Consider the following 19394-nt stretch of genomic DNA (forward strand, 5'->3'; position numbering starts at 1 on the left):
TGAAAGGAAATCCTGCCATGCGCGCCATTCTCCTCTCCACCGCCCTCCTGCTTCCCCTCGGGGCCTGTGTCAGCCTGACCGAAAACCACTACACGCCGGAGCCTGCCGCACGCGCGGCGATGGGCGATTTCGGCGAGGCGACGCTCCGGAACGCCGCGGGGGAAACCATCGGGCGCGCCGTCCTGACCCAGGGGGCGACCGGCCTGCTGATCCGCATCGAGGCCGGCGGCCTGACACCCGGGTGGCACGGGGTTCACATCCACACCACCGGCCGCTGCGACGCCCCCTTCACCTCGGCCGGCGGCCACATCAACCACGACACACCGGTCCCGCACGGGCTGCTGAACCCGGACGGCCCCGACGACGGCGACCTGCCCGACATCTACGTCCATGCCGACGGCCGGGTGAATGCCGAGGTCTTCACCACCCGCGCCCGGATCGCCGCCACCGGTCCCGGCCAGTGGCTGTGGGATGCCGACGGCGCGGCCCTGGTCATCCACGCCGGCACCGACGACCATCGCAGCCAGCCGATCGGCGGGGCCGGGGCCCGGGTCGCCTGCGGGGTGATGGCCGCCGGCTGACCCCCGGTCCTGGCCCGCTCCAGCCCGGACCCTGGGCCGGCCGCAGACCGCCGGGCCACGATTTGATCTTCGCGCCCCGGCCTTCGCCTGCTAACCCCGGCCCCTCAACCCTGAAGCGACCTGCATGAAAATTCCTCGTATCGCCTACGCCGCCTACGGCATTGCCCTCGTCGTCATCCTCTTCGACCAGCTGACCAAGGCGTCGGTTCTGGACGCGATGCAGATGCTGACCGCCGGTGGCCAGTTGATCGACCGGGAGATGTGGTCGTTCCAGTCCATCCCCCTGATCCCGCCGATGCTGCGCCTGACCTTCGTCCTCAATGACGGCGTCAGCTTCGGCCTGCTCGGTGGCGGGGCCGGTCGCTGGGGGCTCAGCCTGTTCTCGATCCTCGTGGCCGGGGCCCTGGCCTGGTGGGCCCTGAAGGCCGACCGTCGCCTGCTGATCAGCGCCATCGGCCTGGTGATGGGCGGCGCTATCGGCAATGTGATCGACCGCATCCGTTTCGGCGGCGTCGTCGACTTCATCGACTTCTCCGGCGTCGTCATCGGCAGCCACCGGGTGTTTCCGTGGATTTTCAACGTGGCCGACAGCGCCATCACCATCGGTGTCATTGTGCTGATAATCGACAGTCTGCTGTCCGAGCGGCAGCCGGCGGTTGGCGAAGCCGCTGAAAAGTCGTAATCAACCGTCCATCTAGCCGTTCCACAGCCGCGTCCCTGACGCGCGACCAACGAGCCGAGCCCCTGATCATGCGAATTCGCAGTGCCGCCGTCCTGTCCATTGTCGCCGTATCGGCCCTGTCCCTGGGGGCCTGCACCAGCATGCGTCAGAGCATCGGCCTGACCAAGATCACGCCGGACGCGTTCCTGACCGTCTCGACCGCGCCCCTGACCGTGCCGCCGGAATACGGCCTGCGCCCGCCGGCACCCGGCCAGCCGCGCCCGCAGGAACTGGCCCCCGAAAGCGCCGCCCGCCAGATCCTTATGGGTCAGCGCCAGGCCGTCACCCGCACCACCGGTGAGCAGATGTTCGTCGCCCAGGCCGGGGCTGATCGCGCCGACCCCCTGGCCCGCTACGTCATCGACGATGAATTCGGTGACCTGGCCCACAAGGAAGAGAGCTTCGCCAACCGGCTGATGTTCTGGCGCAGTGACGCCCCCGCCACCCAGGCCGCGACCGTCAGCCAGACCGCCTCCGGTGCCCTGACCATCGACGCCGCCTCCGAGGCCGAACGACTCCGGGCCCTGACCGGCAGCGACCGCCGCATCGTCATCGCCCCGCGTCGCACCGTCGGCTTCAAGCTCCCCGGCCTTTAGGACCGCGTCTGCGGCGCTTGTCGCCGCGCGGTCTGTCCCGAATGTGTGCGGACCGTCCCGCCGGAGCGTTCCCATGGCCGAAGCTGACCGCCCCGCCCTGTCCGGGCTTGAGCAGCTGCAACAGCTGCTGTCCGGACTGGTCCCGCCGATTCCGATCGCGGTGACGCTGGACTTTCGCCTGATCGAGCTGGATGCGGGCCGCGTCGTGTTCGCCGGCACGCCCGGCCTGGCCGTCTATAATCCGATCGGCACCGTCCACGGTGGCTGGATCGCAGCGATCCTGGATTCCGCCTGCGGCTGTGCCGTCCATTCCGGCCTCAGACCCGGCCAGGCCTATACGTCGCTGGAGCTGAAGACGGTGTTCCACCGCGCCCTGACCGCCGACGTCCCGGTACGGGCCGAGGGTCGCCTCGTCCAGATCGGTGGACGGGCCGGCTTTGCCGAGGCCGATCTTCGCGGACTCGACGGCACCCTCTACGCCACGGCCACCTCAACCTGTCTGGTGATCCAGCCGCGCTAGGGCCTAGGCCCCCGAAGCCCCGGCTCTCAGGCCGCGCTCGGCCAGGGCCACCACCGCGACCCCCCCCATGGTCAGGGCGGCCCCGGTCAGGATCTGCACCGTCAGCACATCGCCCAGGAACAGCCAGCCGATGGCGATCGAGACCACCGGCGTGGCCAGCAGATAGGGTGTGACCCGCCCCGCCTCACGCCGTTGCACCAGCCAGAACACCAGGGTCGTCGCCAGGACCGACGAGACCAGTCCCGCCCACAGCACACAGGCCCAGATCAGGGGCGTGGCCGCCCGTACCGCCTCCATCTGTCGATCTTCGAACACCGCCGAGCCAAACGCGAGCGTCGGCAGGGCCACCAACGACAGCAGGCCCTGCATTTTCAGCGGCGGAATCGAGGTTGTCCGCCGGGCGATGACCGTGGTCAGGGCCCAGCAGCCGGCGGCGCCGATGCCGACGGCGATGGCCTTCCAGTCCTGCAGCACATGGGGATCGCCCATCATCCAGGCGACACCGATGAAGGCGATGACCATGCCGACCAGGGCGTATTTCGACAGCCGCTCGCGCAGCAGCAGGAAGGCGAACAGGGCCGTGAACGGGATCCACAGCTGCGCCGCTACCGACACCGGACTGACGTCCTGCGCCAGGGAAAAGGCCAGAAAGATCAGGCCATAGTGCAACGGCCCGCCGACGAAGACGATGATCAGCAGGCTCTTCCAGTTGGGAAAGGGCGGGCGCACGAACGGCACCAGACAGGCGGCGGCGATGCCAAACCGCAGCGCGCCCATCAACAACGGCGGCAGCACCTCGGTCCCGACCTTGGCCGCGGCATTGTTGACCCCCCAGATCACCACCACCGCGATAATGGCCAGGATCTCCGGCAGGGTCAGGGCATGGGAGGGGGATGCGGGCTGGGTCACCAAAGGCCTATGACACAGCGGCAGCCACCCCGGGCATCACATCCGGTGAACACCTGTGACGGGGCTCAGAAAGTCGACCAGGAAAATGTCATCCGAGTATCCGGTCCGGGTCAATGCCGGGGGTCAGCACGCAGACTGCATTTCCCAGACCTGACTGCATCCGGTTGCGGGCGACGAAATCATAGACCCGGTCCCGTAGTCCTTCCGGAACGGCCCGGAACACTGCCGTGAGCAGGAAAACGCCCCCCAGTCCCGCTGCGATCCGCAGCACGGCCCCGGAGCGCAGCCAGGCCCGGCCGTCCTGCAACAGGATCATGGTCGGTCGCTCGTCAAGATCGAGCGCGTAGTGGGCATACAGGGCACGGCCGGGGGCGGAGCCGGCCGCCATCAGGCGAAACCGACCCCGGCGATCATGGCGCAGCACCATCCGCGCCGAACGGGAGCAGATCGGACAGTCGCCATCATAGATCACCACCGGCCGATCATCGGCAAAGGCCGGGACGGCCGGGTCGCTTCGATAGCTGAACGCCGGCCGCGCCATTGTGGTCCTAGAACGGGATGTCGTCGTTCAGGTCGTAGCTTTCCTTGGGACCGCTGGGCTTGTTGGCCCCGCCGGTCGAGAAGCCCGAGGAATAGTCGTCGTCACCGCCACGGCTGGCCCCGCCACCGGCGGATTCATTGCGCCCGCCCAGCATGGTCAGCTCGCCCTTGAACTTGCCGACCACGATCTCGGTCGAATATTTCTCGACACCGGACTGGTCGGTCCATTTGCGGGTCTGGATCGCGCCCTCGATGTAAACCGTCGAGCCCTTCTTCAGATAGTTCTCGGCCACCTTGATGATGTTGTCATTGAAGATGACCACCCGGTGCCACTCGGTCTTTTCCTTGCGCTCGCCCGAGGACTTGTCGCGCCACTGCTCCGACGTCGCCAGCGACAGGTTGCAGACGCGTTCGCCCGACGAGAGCGAGCGGATTTCCGGGTCCTTGCCCAGATTGCCGATCAGAATGACCTTGTTGACGCTGCCCGCCATAGCCGAGCTCCCATGCTTGAGTTTGAAGCGCGCAACCTAGTCGATCACGCGCCAATGTTCCAGTTTTGTTCGTTCAGTTCGCCGCGGCCGGCGGCGGGGCCGCGACCGCGACCGGCGTGCCGTCGATCTCGCGCTGGATGGCCGCCGGGATCGCCAGCCGCCCGTCTCCGGTCCGGGCCAGGGCGATGAAGCGATTGCCATCGAGGGTTCTGGAGAAGGACACCCCGATCCGATCGATAAAGATATACTGCCCCTGATAGGCCCCGACAATCTCGCGTCGCGTGCCACCCATGCGCAGGAATCGCAGCCGCATCTCCTCAAGCCGCGCGGCGCAGAATTCGATCTGCGGCTGATCGTTGGCCACGACGCTCAGCTCCGGCGCACCCTTGCCGTCGGCGGCGGGCATCACGAAATAGCAGACCCCCGGCGTATAGGGGGCCTTGGGCGCGGACTCACAGGCGACCACCGCCAGACCGGCGACCGTGATCGCGGCGAGGGTCAGGGCTCTCAACGGTCCAGCCCCGGAAACTGGCAGTTGCGATCCTGCTCGGCCAGGGTGCGGAAACGGCTGTTGTCGCTGGACTGTTCGACCCGACGCGGCACCAGCCGCAGGGTGGTGTCGCCCCAGCGGCCATACAGGGCCTCGCCCGGACGCACGCAGGTGCCGGAATACAAGGCCATCACACAGGCGTTCAGCCCCATGTTCGGCGACAGCGACCGCCAGTCGGACCCGGTGTGCCGCAGGCAGGCATTGCCGGTGGCCACGGGCGCGGGGGCCGGCTGGCTGGGCGTGGCCGGTGCCGGCAGGGGCTCGGCCTCGGCCATGACGACCGGCGGCAGGCTCGGCGGCGGGGCGAAGGCGGCGGTCGGAGCCGCGGCCAGGGCTCCGGTTTCATCGAGGCCGACATCAAGGGCGTCGGTCGCCAGCCCGTTGCGGCGGGCGCAGTCCGTCAGGGTCGCCATGCCGATAAAGCGGCCGTCGACAAAGCAGCGCAGCTCGCGGGTCGGCTCCAGACCCGGCGCATCAGCCACATCGACCGTCAGTCCGCCGCGCTCGGCCGGCGACGGCCCGGGGGTCCGTTCACCGCCCGCGCTGAAGACCAGGGCCAGGACGATGGCCAGGACGGCGGCGACGCCGACGCCGATCGCCAGGATGGTGCGGTTGTTGAGGGGCATTCAGGGCTCGCGCGAATGGATGGGCCCAATAACCCCGTCCGGGGCCGGGGCGTCAACCGGCAAGCCGTCCGGATCGACTCTATCCACCCAGTCGTGAGAGCGCCGCCTGGTAGTTGGCGATCTGGGCGGTAAGATAGGCCGGAGCGGTTCCGGTAATCTTCGGCTTGGTCGAGGCCGGTGCGAGGGCGCGATAGGCGTCACGCACAGCCTTCATCGCCGCCTGCAGTCGCTCCCCGGTCTCTTTCGCCGCGTCCGGGGCCAGCGACAGGGTCCGGGGCAGGTCCAGGCCGAAGGTCCGGACGGCACCGGTGCCGCTGCTGATGCCGATGAACCCCTGCGACAGACCCAGGCCGGCCAGGGCATTGCGACCGGACTCACCGGCGGTCAGCACGGCTCCGGCCTTGCCGTCGCGGGCCATGATCGACAGGCGCTGGACTCCCGTGCGCAGGGCCGTCTGCATATCGCCCGTCGACGACGCCGGCGCGCCCTCGGAGGCGACCGTGACCTTCAGCGTGTTCCGCGAGGCCTGTTCGATCTTGCGCGCCAGGGTCTGCAGGGTGTCACGCGCCTCAATGGTGACCGCCACCGACCGACCCCCGTTCGCCGGCGAGACATAGAACCGGTCTCCGGCCCGGAGCGAGGTGGCGTCGGTCAGCTTCTTGGAATCGCTTTGCTGGATCTCGCCGGTCGGCAGGCCCAGGCGGTCCAGCACACTGGCCCCGCCTGCGGCGACCGCCAGGGTCATCGGGGCCGCCTGCTGGCCGTCACCGGCCCAGGTGCGCGTCCATTCCACCGCCCCGGTCAGCGGATCCAAACGGCTGAGATAGCCCTCGGTCGGATCCGTGTCCTTGGCCCCCTCGGCGCGATTGCTGACGCCGGTGACCCACACCTTGCCGTCCTGGACCTTCACATCAGCGGCGGTATCGTCACCGACCGTACCATAATAGGTCAGACGGTCAGCGGCCGAGGCGGCCAGGTCGGGCTCCAGCACGGCGACAAAGGCGTCGGTTCCGCCGGAATGGGCGGTGTTCACCGTGCCGACGTCCAGCGCCTGGTTTCGGGTGGTTCCAGTCAGGATGACTCGACCGCCGGAGACGGACAGACCCGCGACCTCACCGCTGGCCTCCCCCAGATCCCGCGTCGCCGTCAGGGTGGGCGCACCACCGGCCCCAAGGGCGAACTGGCGCACGATCATCCGCCCGCCCTCGACTCCGGCCGAATAGAGGTTCGATCCGTCGATGGTGATAGCCTCGACCCCGTCGTCGGCGGCCGTGCCGAACTGGGCCGTCCCGGCGGCGGTGGCGACCGTCGGGGCCGACGGATAGGCCTGGCTCTCGCTGAAGGCCTGGACATAGCCGTCCCAGCCGCCCACGGCTGAGCCGCCGGGGATGGCCGACTGGGCCCGGCCGGCGACATAGACGGTGCCGTTCGGGCCGAAGCCGACCGAGGTCGCCTCGTCGGCGGCCCGCGCGCCGCGGCGCTGGGTCCAGAGCTCCGACGCGTTCGCGTCAAACACGGTGACGAAACTGTCGGCCACGGTGGCCACATCACCGGACTTGCCCGGATCCAGGGCCCCGGTGACCGAGCCGGCCACGGCGACGCGGCCGTCGGCGTCGATGGCGATGGCATAGCCGCTGGCAGTGGCCGCCGCCCCGAGCGCCCGGCTGGCGACCAGCCGTCCGGCCGAGTCATATTTCATCAGGGCCACGTCGCGTTCGCCCTTGATCGGCTGGTTGCCCGTCCCGGGCACGACGTCAGCCACGATCCACAACGATCCGTCAGACCCGGTCGCGCTGGCGCGCACAGTCTCGATTCCGGGCGGCAGGCTGGTCTGGACCGAACGGCCCTCCACCCAGTGGGTGTCGCCGATGCCCGGCTCGGTGACCTGCGGGGCCGTGCCGCCGTCGGACTGGAATTTCAGCAGCTGGTGCCCACCGGTCAGGCCGTTGCCCTGCACCACATAGACGGCATCCGACGTCTGGGCGGCAGTGAAGCCCAGGGTCTCCGTGGTATCGCCCCGCACCACCAGGGCCCAGCGGTCCGGACCGGTCGGCAGGGTCACGGTCTTGCCGTTGGCATTAATCGTCCGTGGCTCGGCCTTGATCTGTTCTCGGCCGATCCGGGTATTGAAACCGGTCGCCTCCAGCTTGCCGTTGATATGCTCCAGCACATTGGTGAGGGTCCGCGGCGTGCTGCCCATGTCGGCCAGATCGATCGGCACCGTGGTCGTCACGCCCAGCTGGCGGATGGTGATGCCGAAGGCCACATCGCCGGAAAAGGCCGCCACGACACTGTCGGGCGAGCCCTCGTGGATCGGGCCGGTGATGGAGTTGGCATTGTCGCGCGGGACGCCGCCGGACGATTTACTCAGGGCGCTGGTGGTGCCCTGCACCAGCCGCACCGCATTCAGTTCGGTCGCGCCGACATAGGTGCCGACCTCCTCGAGGCCGGCGCTGAACCGTTTGGCCAGCAGGGCCAGTTCCGTCGTCCCGACCCCCTTGGTGCCGGCGCGGTTATTCAGGGCGTTCAGGGTCTCGAGTCCCTGGTAGAGGGCGAAAAGCTTGCGGTAGTCCGACGAGGCCCCGCTGACGTCGAGCTGGGCGGCGTTCTCGTCCACGATCCGCCGTCCCGCCATGGCGGTGCGGACCAGTTCATCGGGCTTGGGGACGTTGTAGCTGGAACTCCAGGGCGCGGTCGGCTGGGCCTTGCGCACAGGCGTCCCCACGCCGGAGGCCGACCCCGATGAGGCCGCCCAGTCCGTCATGCCGTACAGGCCGAGAAGATAGCTGCTGTTTATCACCAGGGACTCCCGTCGCCAGTGTGGGCCGATCCCCGCAACAACATCTTAACGCGGGCCGGGAACGCCGGACCGGGCCTCACGTTAACGGTCAGGATCGGAGTCTTGCCATGCCTGACCTTCGCAGCGTCCTGCAATCGGTTCTTGCCCTGTACGGCCTGGCCGAAAGCCCGCGCCACCGACGCCCGCCGCCGACCCGTATCGACCGGCCGGACATCAAACCGGTCCGCGGAATGTCCCGCCCCTGATTACTTGAACAGAGACAGGATGATCTGCGGGGCCTGGTTGGCGATCGACAGGGACTGGGCCCCCAGCTGCTGCTGCACCTGCAGGGCCTGAAGCCGCGCGCTTTCCTTGGCCAGGTCCGCATCCACCAGATTGCCGATCCCGGCCTCCAGCGTATCGACCAGCTTGGACACGAACGTCTTGTGGGCCTCGATCTGCTTGGCCTGGGAGCCGAGCTCACCCAGTGACGAGTTCAGGGCAGTGATCGAATTGTCCAGCTTGGTCAGGGCGGAGCTCGCCCCCGTGGCGGTCAGCAGACTGTCGGTCAGCGACACCGACAGGATCGACCCGCCCAGGGTCAGGTCCTTGGCCCCGAGGGTGACAAAGGACGAGGCGTCGGCATTGGCCAGGAACTGGATGCCGGACGTCAGCGCGCCGTTGAGGATGTTGCCACCGTCGAACTCGGCATTCTCGACTGCCGAGGAGATGGCGCGAAGCAGGGCCTTGAAGTCCGAGTCCAGCAACTGGCGGGACTGGCTGCCCAGCGAGGTGTCCTTGGCCGCAACCACCTTTTCCTTGAGCTGGTTCAGCAGGTCGGAGATGGATTCACCGGCCGACAGGGCCACATCCGCCACCGCCGTGGCCCGGTCGAGGCTCTGTTTGACGGCACCGAGTGCGCCGACGTCAGCGCGCTGCCCCTGGGCAATGGCCCAGATCGCAGCATTGTCCTTGGCCCCCTGGACCTTCAGTCCCGTGCTGATCCGGTTTTCAACCTCACCCAACCGCATATTGGTATGGGTCAGGTTCTGCAGCGCAATCGCGGCTGCAACATTGGTATGGACGCTATTCGTCATCCGTCTCGTTCCCTCGGGATTTCGAGACAGGCTAGAGCGTGATTCGTGTTCGTATGGTTAACGGCTGATAACCACGTCATTTAACCACGCGGATCGCTCCTGCGTGGCAACCGGCCGGATTTTCCCCGTCTTCAGACGGAGGTGTCGATCACGGCCCCTGCCGCATAGTCATCCTGGCCCTTCATCGCGACCACCTGCTCTCGCGGCAGCTGGCGGACCACTTCACCGGTCAACCGGTCCAGGGTCTTGTAGATAAACGACCCCTCACGGGATCCTTCCTCGATGACCAGCCGGTAGCGGGATGCACGCTCGGCGTCCTGCTGGGCCTTGGAATGATTGAAGTCTCCGCTGGCGGTCGAGCCGCTGGTGGCGACGATAACAGGGGGAACGGGACCTATCTTTGCATTGTTGTTCATGACTTCTGCCGACAGCGTTTCGCTGGCGGCCTCCGGTCGTCAGCGCCCGGCGGACGGTCGGGTGGGACCGCGCAATGCGGCCCCACCCTTCCGTTCGGTGTTCCTAGCGGAACAGGCCGAGCAGGATGGAGGTGGACGAGTTGGCGATCGACAGGGCCTGCACACCGAGCTGTTGCTTGGTTTGCAGCGCCTGCAGTCGGGCGCTTTCCTTGGCCAGGTCGGCGTCGACCAGGTTGCCCACACCGGCTTCCAGGGTGTCCTGGAGTTTGCCGACGAAGGTCAGGTGGGTTCCGAGCGAGTTGGAACCCGTACCCAGCTTGGCCAGCGAGGCGCCGACGTTGTCGATCGAGGCACTGACCAGGGCCAGCGAAGCGGCTGCGGCAGAGGCAGTATCGATCACGTCCGCGGCACCCAGGGTCACGACCGAACCGCTCAGGCTCATGTCTTCCGAAGCGACCGTGATGGTCGAACCGGAAACGTTGGCCAGGGCCGCGAAGCCACCGGTGCTCGAACCGTCCAGCAGATTGACACCGTTGAAGGAAGCGTTGCTCACGACGGTCGCGATCTGGTCGCGGATCGACTTGAAGTCTTCATTCAGGGCGCTGCGGGCCGAGCTCGTCAGCGACGTATCGGTCGCCGAAAGCGCCTTTTCCTTCAGCTGGGTCAGCAGATCGGAAACGGACTCACCCGCGGCCAGGCTGACGTCCACGGCCGACTGGCCGCGCTGCAGGCTGTCCTTGACGGCATTCAGGGCACCGATTTCGGCACGTTGCCCCTGGGCGATAGCCCAGACGGCGCCGTTGTCCTTGGCGGAGGCGACCTTCTTGCCGGTATTGATGCGGGATTGAACCTGGCCCAACTCATTGTTGGTCACTTGCAGGTTCTGAAGGGCGATCATTGCGCCCACGTTGGTGTTCACGCTGTTCATAGCCATGACACGGTCTTCCTTCTTCATGGTGTCCGACGCCATTTTGGCTGCCGGGAGCATTCTGCTCGGACCGGTCGACGCAAGGACGGGGCCACGGCCGCGTTTTCAGGCCAGCCCGCAACCCGCTGTTTTCGCGTTGGTACTTCTGGTTTACCACGCCGGTCGCCCGGCAGGATTTGCCGCTCCGGCGCTGAAACCGGCAGAAATTGCCGGGCACCGGGCAGAATCTGCCGCTCAGGACACGGTTTCAGGGGGTCTTCGCGTCACCGACGGCCATCCCGCGCCTTGCGCCACCGGTCCTGCAGCGCGCGCTCGGCCACCAGCGTATCGACCGCCAGCTGCCGGGCGGCGTCGCAGGCCACCAGGTCGCCGCCCCGCTGCATATAGACCGCCTCGAGATCGGCCTCGGTCGGGGAGTCCGGCAGGCGCGCGAGCGGGCACGGTAACGTCGCCACCTCCGGCAGGGTCAATCGCGGCGGGGCCGGCGCAGACGGCGGGGGATATCCGGCACAGCTCGCGATCATGAGTGCGCAGACGGGCGGCCCGGCCCGTCGCCAGGGGAAGGTCGGCATCAACATCGGTTCTCGCCTCAACAATGGCCGGGGCGGTCAGCCGGGTCACGGCTTCACTCCGGCGGTGGAACTGCTCCAGGGCCCGGCGCAGTCCGGCTTCGCCCTCGAGCTCAAGCCGGCGCGCGGCCGCATCGGCCTCGGCATCGGCCGCCCGGCTGCGGGCCGCCTCCAGCCGCCGCGGTCCGAGGTTCAACGGATCCCAGCGCAGGCCCAGCCCGTGCCCGGCCAGCAGGATGGCCAGCAGCAGGCCGATGACCACGACGGTCCGCCCTGTAGCCGTCAGGGCCCGCCACAGGGACAGGCCGGTCACGGGAAGGCCGCCCGGCTCAGTTCGAAATGCGGCCCGTCGCGCAGCCGGGCCCAATCCCCGCCCCAGTCAAGGGGCGTGTCCAGCTGGATCGCGGCCTGTTTGAAGGCCGTGGCGATCCGGCCATACAGCGGCCAGTCCCAGCGCACCCGGCCGTCGACGATCGCCGCGACATCGACCGCATGGCCGGTCAGGTGGCGCGAATTCAGCGTCCGGCTGGCCCCGGCCCGGACCAGGGCAACCTGCCGCTCCCGCGAGCGCAGACCCTCGGTGATCATGAAATCGACCGGGCTGGTGACGATGGCCGCCTCGACCACCGCGACCAGGGCGGGATGCACTCCGGCCAGCCGGGCCCGCGAACGCGTGGACAGCCGGAAGCTCACGACCGCCCCCTTGCACCGAGCCGCAGCCGCAGATTGGCCGCCAGGGTCACCAGCTGCTGGGCGGTCGGGGCAACCAGATAGAGGACCAGGGTCAGGGCCAGCAGCGCCATCAGCGCCTCGACCAGGCGCGGCAGGCTCGACGCTGGCACCCGCGCCAGGGTCCGGTCCAGCAGCAGCCACAGGGCCGCACTGGCGCTGAAGACATAGAGACGACGCCACAGCCAGCGCCCCTCGGCCAGGGAGGTCGGCCCGGATATCCGGCCGCTCATCACTCGCCCTCCGGATCATCGGGACAGCAGACCGCCCGCCGTCCGTCGAGCCCGGCCTCGATCAGCCAGTCCTCCGGTGACAGCCGGTCCGGGACCTCCCAGACCGCCTCGTCGAGCAGCAGGGTCTCGCGCGGCGCGGCCTCGCTCGGGAAAGGACGCGTGCTCATCCGATGGCCACCAGCCAGACGACGCCGGCTGCCCCCGCTCCGCCGATTCCCCCGGACGACAGACCGGCACCGCCACCACCACCGCCCGCGCCGTACAGACCCCCGCTCCCCCCGGCATGGCCATCCGCTCCGGCCGAGGCCGCGCCACCGGCCCCACCACCACCGGCCGGATGCAGGGCCGGCCGGGGCCGATCGGTGCCTGCCGCACCGGCCGCCGCGCCGCCCCCACCCCCGTCGGCCCTGATATCCAGCCAGGCACCGGCCCCGCCCGCGCCGCCGTCGCGGGCCGTGTCCGCAGCATCCAGCCCGCCACCGCCGCCACCGCCACCGGGCCCGTCGGGACCGGCGTCGCCCTGACCGGCCTCACCGGGCGCGGACACCCTCGATCCGCCGCCGGCATTCGCCGGGCCGTCGCCCTGGCCTCCGGCCCCGCCCGGGCCAGACCCACCGTCGCCCCGGGCACCAGCGCCGCCCGGGGTTGCGGTCAGCAGGACCTGGCCGTCATCGAGAACCCGGCTGGTGCCGCCGTCCTCCCCGGCCGCCGCCTCGCCGCCGACCCCACCGGACCCGACCTCGACATCCAGGGACCCGCCCAGCGCCGCGACCGGCCAACGGCCGCGATGGCATCCACCCGCACCGCCTCCGCCGCCGCCGAACCGTATCGTCGCGCCCGGGCCGGTCGCGCCGGCCCCGCCCCCGCCCCCCCCGGCCACGCAGATGGCCTCAACGCCGGCGGCCCAGGCCGGAATGTCATAGGAGCCGGAGGCGGTGAACTCGGTCACCTCGACCCGACCGGCCCCGCGCGGAAACGTCACCCGCCCGCTGACGGCATCCACCACAAACGCCTCGGACCAGCTGCCGCCGTCCGGACTGACCTTCAGTCGCAGGGCGTCGTCACCGATCAGGCCCAGCTCGGCCCGACCGCCCCAGCCGCTCTGGAACAGCAGGGACAGCACATCGCCCGGCCCTTCCTTGTTCAGCGTCAGTCGCAGATCGCCGTCACCGCCCTGCCCGCCCTCCAGGGCGGTCCACAGCGCCTTGTTGACCCGGGCGACGAAGGGATTGCCGGCGTCGGCCGTCGCGTTGAGCCCCAGCCGGTTCAGCCCCTGCACCGCCCCCAGAAGACTGCCCAGCGGCTGCCAGTCGCCACCGGCACGGATCAGGACGGCCGGCTCGTCCAGCACGGTCGCCACCGTCCCGTCCGGCACGGCAGGGACCGTCCATCCTCCCGCCTCGGCCCGGAGCAGATCGCCCGGTGCCGCCAGCGCCCAGACGCTGCCGGTCGCGCCCTCCGGCAGGATGTAGAGGGCCCCGTCCTCCGGCACGACGGGCTGGTCCGGACGGGTGCGACTGACCACCGCCAGCTGCACCAGGGCGTCCAGCCGGGTCAGGGCCTCGTTCAGGGTCACGTGTTTCTGCATCTGGCCGGCCGCCAGATAGGGCAGGCCCAGCCGGGCGCTGGCGTCGTCGCTCATGACGGTCTCCGTATCGGGTTCGGAGATCAGTCTGGGGCAGCTACGGACCCGGGTGGGAAATCGACCCCGTCCGGGAGGTTATACCTTTGAACGTTCAGACTTTTGCACAGCGACGAAGCGCGGATTCAGGCGAAAAACCTCGCAGGAATCGCGCGGGCCTTCGGGATCAGAGCTGTTGCATCTGGCCCTGGGCAACGACCGGTCCGTCCGGCTTGGCGGCCCCCGGCGTATGGCCCGGCTCCTCCATCGACACGGCGACCGAGGCGGCCTGCCCGGCCATGCCCGACAGGGCTCCGGTCAGATTGTGCCGCGAAGTGGCGGTGCCGTCGATCGCCCCGACCAGCTGGACCCCGCCCTCGGGCATGACCAGCCACAGGTGCGGTACCCGCGTGTCGCCGGCCATCTCGCGGGTCGGGGCCAGATACAGGGCACCGGTGACACTGTCATAGGCGATGGTCATCGCCGAGACGCCGTTGTCCAGTGACAGGGTCGCGACCCGCATCACCCCGCCTTCGGCCGGGGCGGTTACCATCACCGGGGCGGGGGCCGGCTGCACCAGCAGGATGGCCATGGCGGCGACACTGGCCGCGAGAAGACCGGTCGATCCAACCGCCCAGCGCCGCCAGAAGGTCAGCCGCGCATTGTCATTGGCGGGCGTGGCGATCCCGGAGGCGATACGTGGCCACACACCCCGGGACGGTTCCACCGACGCGATCTCTCCGGCGAAAACGGCCAGATGCGCGTTCCAGGCCTCGACCTCGGCGGCAAAGGCCGGATCATTGGCCTCGCGCTGGCGGGCCTCGGCCTCGTCCGCGGGCGACAGCACCCGCAGCGCCAGTTCCCCGGCCAGGGCGTCGTCTTCATTGATGTCGGTCGGTTCGGTCATTGTTCCAGACAGGCCCTCAGCCGCAGAAGCCCCCGCCGGATCCAGCTTTTCATCGTGCCCAGCGGCACATTCTCGCGCACGGCCAGGCTGTCATAGGTGACCCCCTCCATGAAGGCGGTCCGAATAACCCCCCCGACCTTGTCGTCCAGCTGGTCCAGACAGCCGTGCAGGCGGCGCGCCTCGTCATCACGCTCGACAGCCTCCGACGGCAGGATGGCCCCGTCGACCACCGCATTCGCCTCATCGACCGGGGTCGATTTGCGGAAATTGGCGCTGGCGCGCAGCCGGTCGATCGCCCGGTTGCGGGCGATTGTCACCAGCCAGGTGATCGGACTGGCCCGCGAAGCATCGAAGCTCCCGGCCTTCCTCCACACGGTCAAATAGGTTTCCTGCAACACATCCTCGGCAATCTGACGATCAGCCAAGATACGCAGGCACACGCCCAACAGTTTCGCGGAGGTGGCCAGATAGACCTGACGAAACGCCGCACGGTCGCCCTGCCCGGTCATCCCGAGGGCGTCTGCGAGTTGGTCTCGAGTCAGCATCGTCGTCATCAGGGGCCCGGAATCGGTTGCAATTCAACTAGGCGGACGTCGGACCGGTCCGTCAAGCAAAGCCCGTCATCAGTCGTGCAGATAGATGACCCGGCGCGCCTTGCCGGTGCCGCGCATCGCCGCCAGATGGTGCTCGTGCTCGCCCGAGGCGCGAGCCGCGCGCTCATTGGCCTCGACCCAGTGGGTGCTCTCGATATGTTTCTGCAGCGCGTTGGCGGCCATCAGCTGACCGGGGAAGAAGGTGTCGACCACATCGCCTGCGATCGGCACCGTCCCGACGGCCGTATCCACCGCCATATAGGCCGCCATCCGCGCGAGGGTGGACGGGGTCGCCCCGACACGCAGTCCCTGCAGCATCAGCCAGCCGCCGGTCGCCACCGTATAGACGGTCCCGACCACAGGCACCCAGGTCAGCAGGGCGTCCAGCCCCAGGCCGAACGGTCCAATGCCGATGACCCGGTCCGAGAGCTTCTTCACGCCCTCGACATTCGTCCAGATCTTCTCGATATCCCCGATGCTACGTCTGGCCATTCCATTCTCTTCCATTCGAGACCGTGACAGGACATCCCGACCAGTGTTCACCCGGAATGGCAAGTCCGCCCCGCCCCAGTTGAAGCGTCTCGTCCCGCTCCTTGTCAGCGCGCCGGCGGCGATATTGTTGCTCCTCGCCGTGGCGGGGCTGAGCGGCATCGGTCATCGCTGGGTCGATCTGCTGGCCCAGTTCGTGGCCCCGGCCTTCATCATCGCGACAAGCCTCATCGTTCCGGGCCTGCTGCTGCGCCGGTTTCGGGTCGCGGCCGTCTATGCCGTCGCCGCCCTGTCGCTGCTGATCGCCGCCTGGCCGCAATGGCGGGGGTCGGACACCCTTCCCCGCCCCGGTGCGCCGCTGGTCCGGCTGTATTCCGCCAATCTGTGGGCGGGGAACACCGAGGTCGACGCCATCGCCCGTTCGATCGCCGCCGCCGACGCCGACATCATCATCCTGATCGAGCTCGGCGATGCGCCCGCCGCCCGGCTGGACACGGTGCTGGCCGGCTATCCCCACCGGGTGGTGACGCCCCGGCTCGACCGGTCCGGCGGAGCCGCGCGGTCGGTGATCGCCGCCCGCTACCCGTTGACCGCCATCGCCGATGTCGCCGACGGCCTGCAGGACGTCGCCGCCGTGGTCCGCACGCCACTGGGCCCTGTCAATGTGGTCGGGGTTCACCTGACCCGGCCCTGGCCCTTCCAGTACCAGTGGGGCCAGATCAGCCAGGTCCAGGCCCTGGCCGGGGTTCGCGCCGGACTGACGGGTCCGGTGATCGTCGCGGGGGATTTCAACAGCGTCTCGACCGCCCGGATCGGCCGTCAGGTGCAGGCAGAGGCCGGGCTGGTCCCGGCCCCGGGCTGGCCCGGCACCTGGCCGTCGGCCGTCCCGGCCGCCGTGGGCCTGACCATCGACCAGGTCTATCGCTCGCCGGACCTGGCCTTCACCCGCCGCAGCCTGGGTCGCCGCACGGGGTCGGACCACCGGCCGGTGATCACCGAATTCACCCTGGCGGCTTACTGACCGCCGGATCCACCAGGGCCCGCAACCGCGCCTCATGGCCCCCGGCGGGAAAGTCGTCGGCGATCCACCCGGCCTCGAACGCCTTCAGCAGTCGCCCGGTCTCCGGCCCGGGGGCGACGCCCAGTCGGGCCAGATCGCGCCCACCGACCGGCAGGGCCGGCACGGTCCAGCCGGCGATCAACGCTTCCAGGCGGTCGAGATCGGCGGACGATCCGCCCCCCTCCGCCCGGTGGCGCATCAGCCCATCCCGCACCGCCTGTCCCCCCAGCCGGTAAACCGCCGCCCGCGCCGTCCGCTCACTCATCTCCGGCCGGACCGCCGCCGCGGCCACTGCAGCCGCCACCAGCCGGTCCCGGACGGAATTCGACAAACGCAGGCGCACCGACAGGGCCCGCAGACCGTCCGGATCCGCCGGCACCAGCCCCGCCAGCCGCAGCACGGGATCGGGAGTCAGGTCACACAGCCGCCGGAACACCGCCCCGGCCTCCGCCTCGGGCAGGACCTGCGCCAGCACGCCTGTCTCGTCCATGGCCGCCACGGCACGCCGAGGGTCAGGGGCCGTCAGCAGTTTCATCAGCTCCTTCGACACCCGCTCGGCCGACAGGCGCGACAGGCCGTCAGCCTCGGCCGCGCAGGCGGCCATCGCCGCCGCGTCCGGTGCCTCCCGGCCGTACCAGGCATAGAAGCGGAAGAAGCGCAGGATCCGCAGATAGTCCTCGCGGATGCGCGTCACCGGGTCGCCGACGAAGATGACCCGTCCGGCCAGGGCGTCCGCGACCCCCTCGCCCGTGGGATCGTAGATCCGCCCCGTCAGGTCCGCGTACAGGGCGTTCAGCCGGAAATCGCGCCGCGCCGCATCCTCGCTCCAGTCGTCGGTGAAGGCGACGGTGGCGTTGCGCCCGTCCGTGGTGACATCCCGGCGCAGGGTGGTGATCTCATAGGGCCTGTGTCCGGACACCGCCGTCACCGTGCCGTGGGCCAGCCCCGTCGGCACCGCCTTGAGTCCCGCCTTGCGGATCGCCGCAAAGGCCGCCTCCGGCTCCAGGGTCGTGGCGATATCGATGTCATCGACCGCCTGTCCGCGCAGGGCATTGCGTACACTGCCGCCGACGAACCGGGCGCAGTCGGACCCGCCCGCCGCCTCCAGCGCCGCGAACACGGCCCGGGTCGCGGCACTGGTCAGCCAGTCCTGGTCACCCAGCCGTGCGGTCATGCGGCGTCCTCCGCCGTCGCCACCGCGGGCTCCGGCTCATTCCCGTACAGCCGGGTGCGCAGGGCGCGGACGATCCCGGCCGTCACCCCCCAGATATAGCGTTCCTCCCACGGCATGGCCCAGAACCAGCGTCGCGGCTCACCCTCGCGATCATAGAAGTCCTGACGATGGTTCAGCCGGTTCATCAGAAAGTCCCACGGCACCTCGAACAGTTCGGCCACCTCGTCCGGGGCGGCCTTTACCTCGGGCGGGACGTTCAGCCAGCCGACCACCGGCGTGACCAGAAAGCCGGTGCCGGTCTCATAGGCGTCCCCGAGGCCCAGCACCTCGACCCTGTCCGGGACCAGGGCCACCTCCTCCCAGGCTTCGCGCAGGGCGGCTACAGCGGCCGTCTCGCCGGCATCCAGCCGCCCGCCGGGAAAGGCGATCTGCCCCGGATGGCTGGCCAGCTGGTCCGAGCGACGCGTCAGCAACACCGTGGCCCCGTCAGGGCGGGCAATCACCGGCACCAGAACGGCTGCCAGCTTCAGCGTGCGCGCCGGCCGGTTCTCTTGCGGATTCAGGTCGAAGTCCGACCGACCCGCCGTGCGGTCCGGCTGCCAGCCCGCGACCGGCTCCAGCCGCGCCGTCAGCCGCTGTTTCAGCGAGGACAGGCTCATTCGACCCCCGCCCCCACCGGTCCCAGCGCAAAGCTCTCGCCGTCGCTGCGCACCACCAGTCGACCGGCCTCGACCGTCGCCGTCTCGACCAGCTCATAGAAGATCGACCGTACGATCCGGGCCCACAGGTCGCCACGGACATGGATGCGCGGGGCGGGCTCGCCGGTCACCGGATCGGTCTCGACCACGATCGGATGACCGGCCCCGGCCTCGACCGCGTCGCCGACGTCGGTGGTGAACACCATCCGGCCGCCGACATGCTCCAGCGTCACCGCCCGGAACGGCAGGTCCTCGACCGTGATCTTCAGCTTCTCGGCCGGGGTGACCAGATGATAGCCGTCCGGGTCCTTGCGCAGCACCGTCGAGAACAGCCGCACCAGCTCGGCTCGGCCGATCGGCGCGCCCTCATGCATCCACACGCCGTCGGCGCGGATGATGATGTCGATGTCGCCGCAATGCTCCGGGTGCCACAGATGCACCGGCGGCAGTCCGCGCCCCGGTGCCTGTTTCGCGGCCCCGGCCACGGCGGCCAGACCTCCGGTCTCTGTCTTCGGGCGTTCGCTCATGACCCAGACTTAGGCGCGCCCGGCCTCGCGGAAAAGGCGT

Annotated in this window: 26 protein-coding genes; 6 read left to right on the top strand and 20 right to left on the bottom strand. The window is 69.3% G+C overall.

The features are described from left to right. Window positions 1-17 precede the first annotated feature (17 nt). From PSV00_RS11265 to PSV00_RS11280, 4 genes are all read left to right on the top strand, one after another. Window positions 18-581, top strand: coding sequence for a superoxide dismutase family protein (locus PSV00_RS11265; protein ID WP_300447178.1), 564 nt, complete (start codon window positions 18-20; stop codon window positions 579-581). A gap of 124 nt (window positions 582-705) precedes the next feature. Continuing rightward, complete coding sequence (gene lspA / locus PSV00_RS11270) at window positions 706-1263, top strand: signal peptidase II (RefSeq protein ID WP_300447180.1); 558 nt, start codon at window positions 706-708, stop codon at window positions 1261-1263. Between the two features lie 68 nt (window positions 1264-1331). Beyond that, the gene (locus tag PSV00_RS11275; RefSeq protein WP_300447181.1) at window positions 1332-1898 is read left to right on the top strand and encodes a DUF3035 domain-containing protein; all 567 of its coding nucleotides are present in this window, start codon (window positions 1332-1334) and stop codon (window positions 1896-1898) included. 73 nt (window positions 1899-1971) lie between these two features. Continuing rightward, a complete protein-coding gene (locus PSV00_RS11280; RefSeq protein WP_300447183.1) occupies window positions 1972-2418 on the top strand; it encodes a PaaI family thioesterase in 447 nt (148 codons plus the stop codon). 3 nt (window positions 2419-2421) lie between these two features. Here PSV00_RS11280 and PSV00_RS11285 read toward each other — a convergent pair whose 3' ends face one another. From PSV00_RS11285 to PSV00_RS11310, 6 genes are all read right to left on the bottom strand, one after another. Beyond that, a complete protein-coding gene (locus PSV00_RS11285) occupies window positions 2422-3327 on the bottom strand; it encodes a DMT family transporter (protein ID WP_300447185.1) in 906 nt (301 codons plus the stop codon). Between the two features lie 88 nt (window positions 3328-3415). Further along, window positions 3416-3868, bottom strand: coding sequence for a thiol-disulfide oxidoreductase DCC family protein (locus PSV00_RS11290; protein ID WP_300447187.1), 453 nt, complete (start codon window positions 3866-3868; stop codon window positions 3416-3418). 7 nt (window positions 3869-3875) lie between these two features. After that, on the bottom strand, window positions 3876-4358 hold the full coding sequence (gene ssb, locus PSV00_RS11295) for a single-stranded DNA-binding protein (RefSeq protein ID WP_300447188.1): 483 nt from the start codon (window positions 4356-4358) through the stop codon (window positions 3876-3878). A gap of 73 nt (window positions 4359-4431) precedes the next feature. Then, on the bottom strand, window positions 4432-4869 hold the full coding sequence (locus PSV00_RS11300; protein ID WP_300447189.1) for a hypothetical protein: 438 nt from the start codon (window positions 4867-4869) through the stop codon (window positions 4432-4434). Further along, complete coding sequence (locus PSV00_RS11305) at window positions 4866-5534, bottom strand: hypothetical protein (protein ID WP_300447191.1); 669 nt, start codon at window positions 5532-5534, stop codon at window positions 4866-4868. Before PSV00_RS11305 ends, PSV00_RS11300 begins: the two co-directional genes overlap by 4 nt. A gap of 79 nt (window positions 5535-5613) precedes the next feature. Then, window positions 5614-8334, bottom strand: coding sequence for a transcriptional regulator (locus PSV00_RS11310; protein WP_300447193.1), 2721 nt, complete (start codon window positions 8332-8334; stop codon window positions 5614-5616). A 107-nt stretch (window positions 8335-8441) separates the two neighbouring features. Between PSV00_RS11310 and PSV00_RS11315 the strand changes: the two genes are divergently transcribed. Beyond that, the gene (locus PSV00_RS11315; protein WP_300447195.1) at window positions 8442-8579 is read left to right on the top strand and encodes a hypothetical protein; all 138 of its coding nucleotides are present in this window, start codon (window positions 8442-8444) and stop codon (window positions 8577-8579) included. On the opposite strand, the gene PSV00_RS11320 is transcribed toward PSV00_RS11315, so the two are convergent. From PSV00_RS11320 to PSV00_RS11370, 11 genes are all read right to left on the bottom strand, one after another. Beyond that, a complete protein-coding gene (locus tag PSV00_RS11320; protein ID WP_300447197.1) occupies window positions 8580-9410 on the bottom strand; it encodes a flagellin in 831 nt (276 codons plus the stop codon). It lies immediately after the preceding gene. Window positions 9411-9541: 131 nt separating this feature from the next. Next, window positions 9542-9826 (bottom strand): hypothetical protein, encoded by a 285-nt coding sequence (locus tag PSV00_RS11325; protein WP_300447199.1) that lies wholly within the window; start codon window positions 9824-9826, stop codon window positions 9542-9544. Between the two features lie 103 nt (window positions 9827-9929). Then, window positions 9930-10760, bottom strand: coding sequence for a flagellin (locus PSV00_RS11330; protein WP_300447327.1), 831 nt, complete (start codon window positions 10758-10760; stop codon window positions 9930-9932). 257 nt (window positions 10761-11017) lie between these two features. Beyond that, complete coding sequence (locus PSV00_RS11335) at window positions 11018-11209, bottom strand: hypothetical protein (protein ID WP_300447201.1); 192 nt, start codon at window positions 11207-11209, stop codon at window positions 11018-11020. A 423-nt stretch (window positions 11210-11632) separates the two neighbouring features. Beyond that, window positions 11633-12016: a M15 family metallopeptidase gene (locus tag PSV00_RS11340; protein WP_300447205.1), complete on the bottom strand. Its 384-nt coding sequence runs from the start codon at window positions 12014-12016 to the stop codon at window positions 11633-11635. Next, entirely contained in the window at window positions 12013-12285 is a 273-nt protein-coding gene (locus PSV00_RS11345) for a hypothetical protein (protein ID WP_300447208.1), read from the bottom strand. The genes PSV00_RS11340 and PSV00_RS11345 overlap by 4 nt, the downstream gene beginning before the upstream one ends. Continuing rightward, complete coding sequence (locus tag PSV00_RS11350) at window positions 12285-12452, bottom strand: hypothetical protein (RefSeq protein WP_300447210.1); 168 nt, start codon at window positions 12450-12452, stop codon at window positions 12285-12287. Before PSV00_RS11350 ends, PSV00_RS11345 begins: the two co-directional genes overlap by 1 nt. Then, the gene (locus tag PSV00_RS11355; protein WP_300447213.1) at window positions 12449-13927 is read right to left on the bottom strand and encodes a DUF2793 domain-containing protein; all 1479 of its coding nucleotides are present in this window, start codon (window positions 13925-13927) and stop codon (window positions 12449-12451) included. The genes PSV00_RS11350 and PSV00_RS11355 overlap by 4 nt, the downstream gene beginning before the upstream one ends. Window positions 13928-14093: 166 nt before the next feature. Beyond that, window positions 14094-14813 (bottom strand): anti-sigma factor, encoded by a 720-nt coding sequence (locus tag PSV00_RS11360; protein WP_300447215.1) that lies wholly within the window; start codon window positions 14811-14813, stop codon window positions 14094-14096. Next, the gene (locus tag PSV00_RS11365) at window positions 14810-15358 is read right to left on the bottom strand and encodes a sigma-70 family RNA polymerase sigma factor (RefSeq protein ID WP_300447217.1); all 549 of its coding nucleotides are present in this window, start codon (window positions 15356-15358) and stop codon (window positions 14810-14812) included. Before PSV00_RS11365 ends, PSV00_RS11360 begins: the two co-directional genes overlap by 4 nt. Before the next feature lie 78 nt (window positions 15359-15436). Beyond that, the gene (locus PSV00_RS11370; protein WP_300447219.1) at window positions 15437-15898 is read right to left on the bottom strand and encodes a DUF4112 domain-containing protein; all 462 of its coding nucleotides are present in this window, start codon (window positions 15896-15898) and stop codon (window positions 15437-15439) included. Window positions 15899-15941: 43 nt separating this feature from the next. On the opposite strand from PSV00_RS11370, the gene PSV00_RS11375 reads away from it, so the two are divergent. Then, window positions 15942-16916, top strand: coding sequence for an endonuclease/exonuclease/phosphatase family protein (locus PSV00_RS11375; protein ID WP_300447220.1), 975 nt, complete (start codon window positions 15942-15944; stop codon window positions 16914-16916). Here PSV00_RS11375 and PSV00_RS11380 read toward each other — a convergent pair. Genes PSV00_RS11380 through PSV00_RS11390 form a run of 3 tightly spaced genes read right to left on the bottom strand, consistent with a single transcriptional unit; the run spans window position 16897 to window position 19354 of the window. Continuing rightward, window positions 16897-18129, bottom strand: a complete 1233-nt coding sequence (locus PSV00_RS11380; protein WP_300447222.1) for a CCA tRNA nucleotidyltransferase — start codon at window positions 18127-18129, stop codon at window positions 16897-16899. The genes PSV00_RS11375 and PSV00_RS11380 overlap by 20 nt on opposite strands. Further along, a complete protein-coding gene (locus PSV00_RS11385) occupies window positions 18126-18788 on the bottom strand; it encodes a CoA pyrophosphatase (protein ID WP_300447224.1) in 663 nt (220 codons plus the stop codon). Before PSV00_RS11385 ends, PSV00_RS11380 begins: the two co-directional genes overlap by 4 nt. Beyond that, a complete protein-coding gene (locus tag PSV00_RS11390) occupies window positions 18785-19354 on the bottom strand; it encodes a DUF1285 domain-containing protein (protein WP_300447225.1) in 570 nt (189 codons plus the stop codon). Before PSV00_RS11390 ends, PSV00_RS11385 begins: the two co-directional genes overlap by 4 nt. Window positions 19355-19394: the final 40 nt, after the last annotated feature.

It is taken from the genome of Brevundimonas sp. (assembly GCF_029945885.1).
Taxonomy (GTDB): domain Bacteria; phylum Pseudomonadota; class Alphaproteobacteria; order Caulobacterales; family Caulobacteraceae; genus Brevundimonas.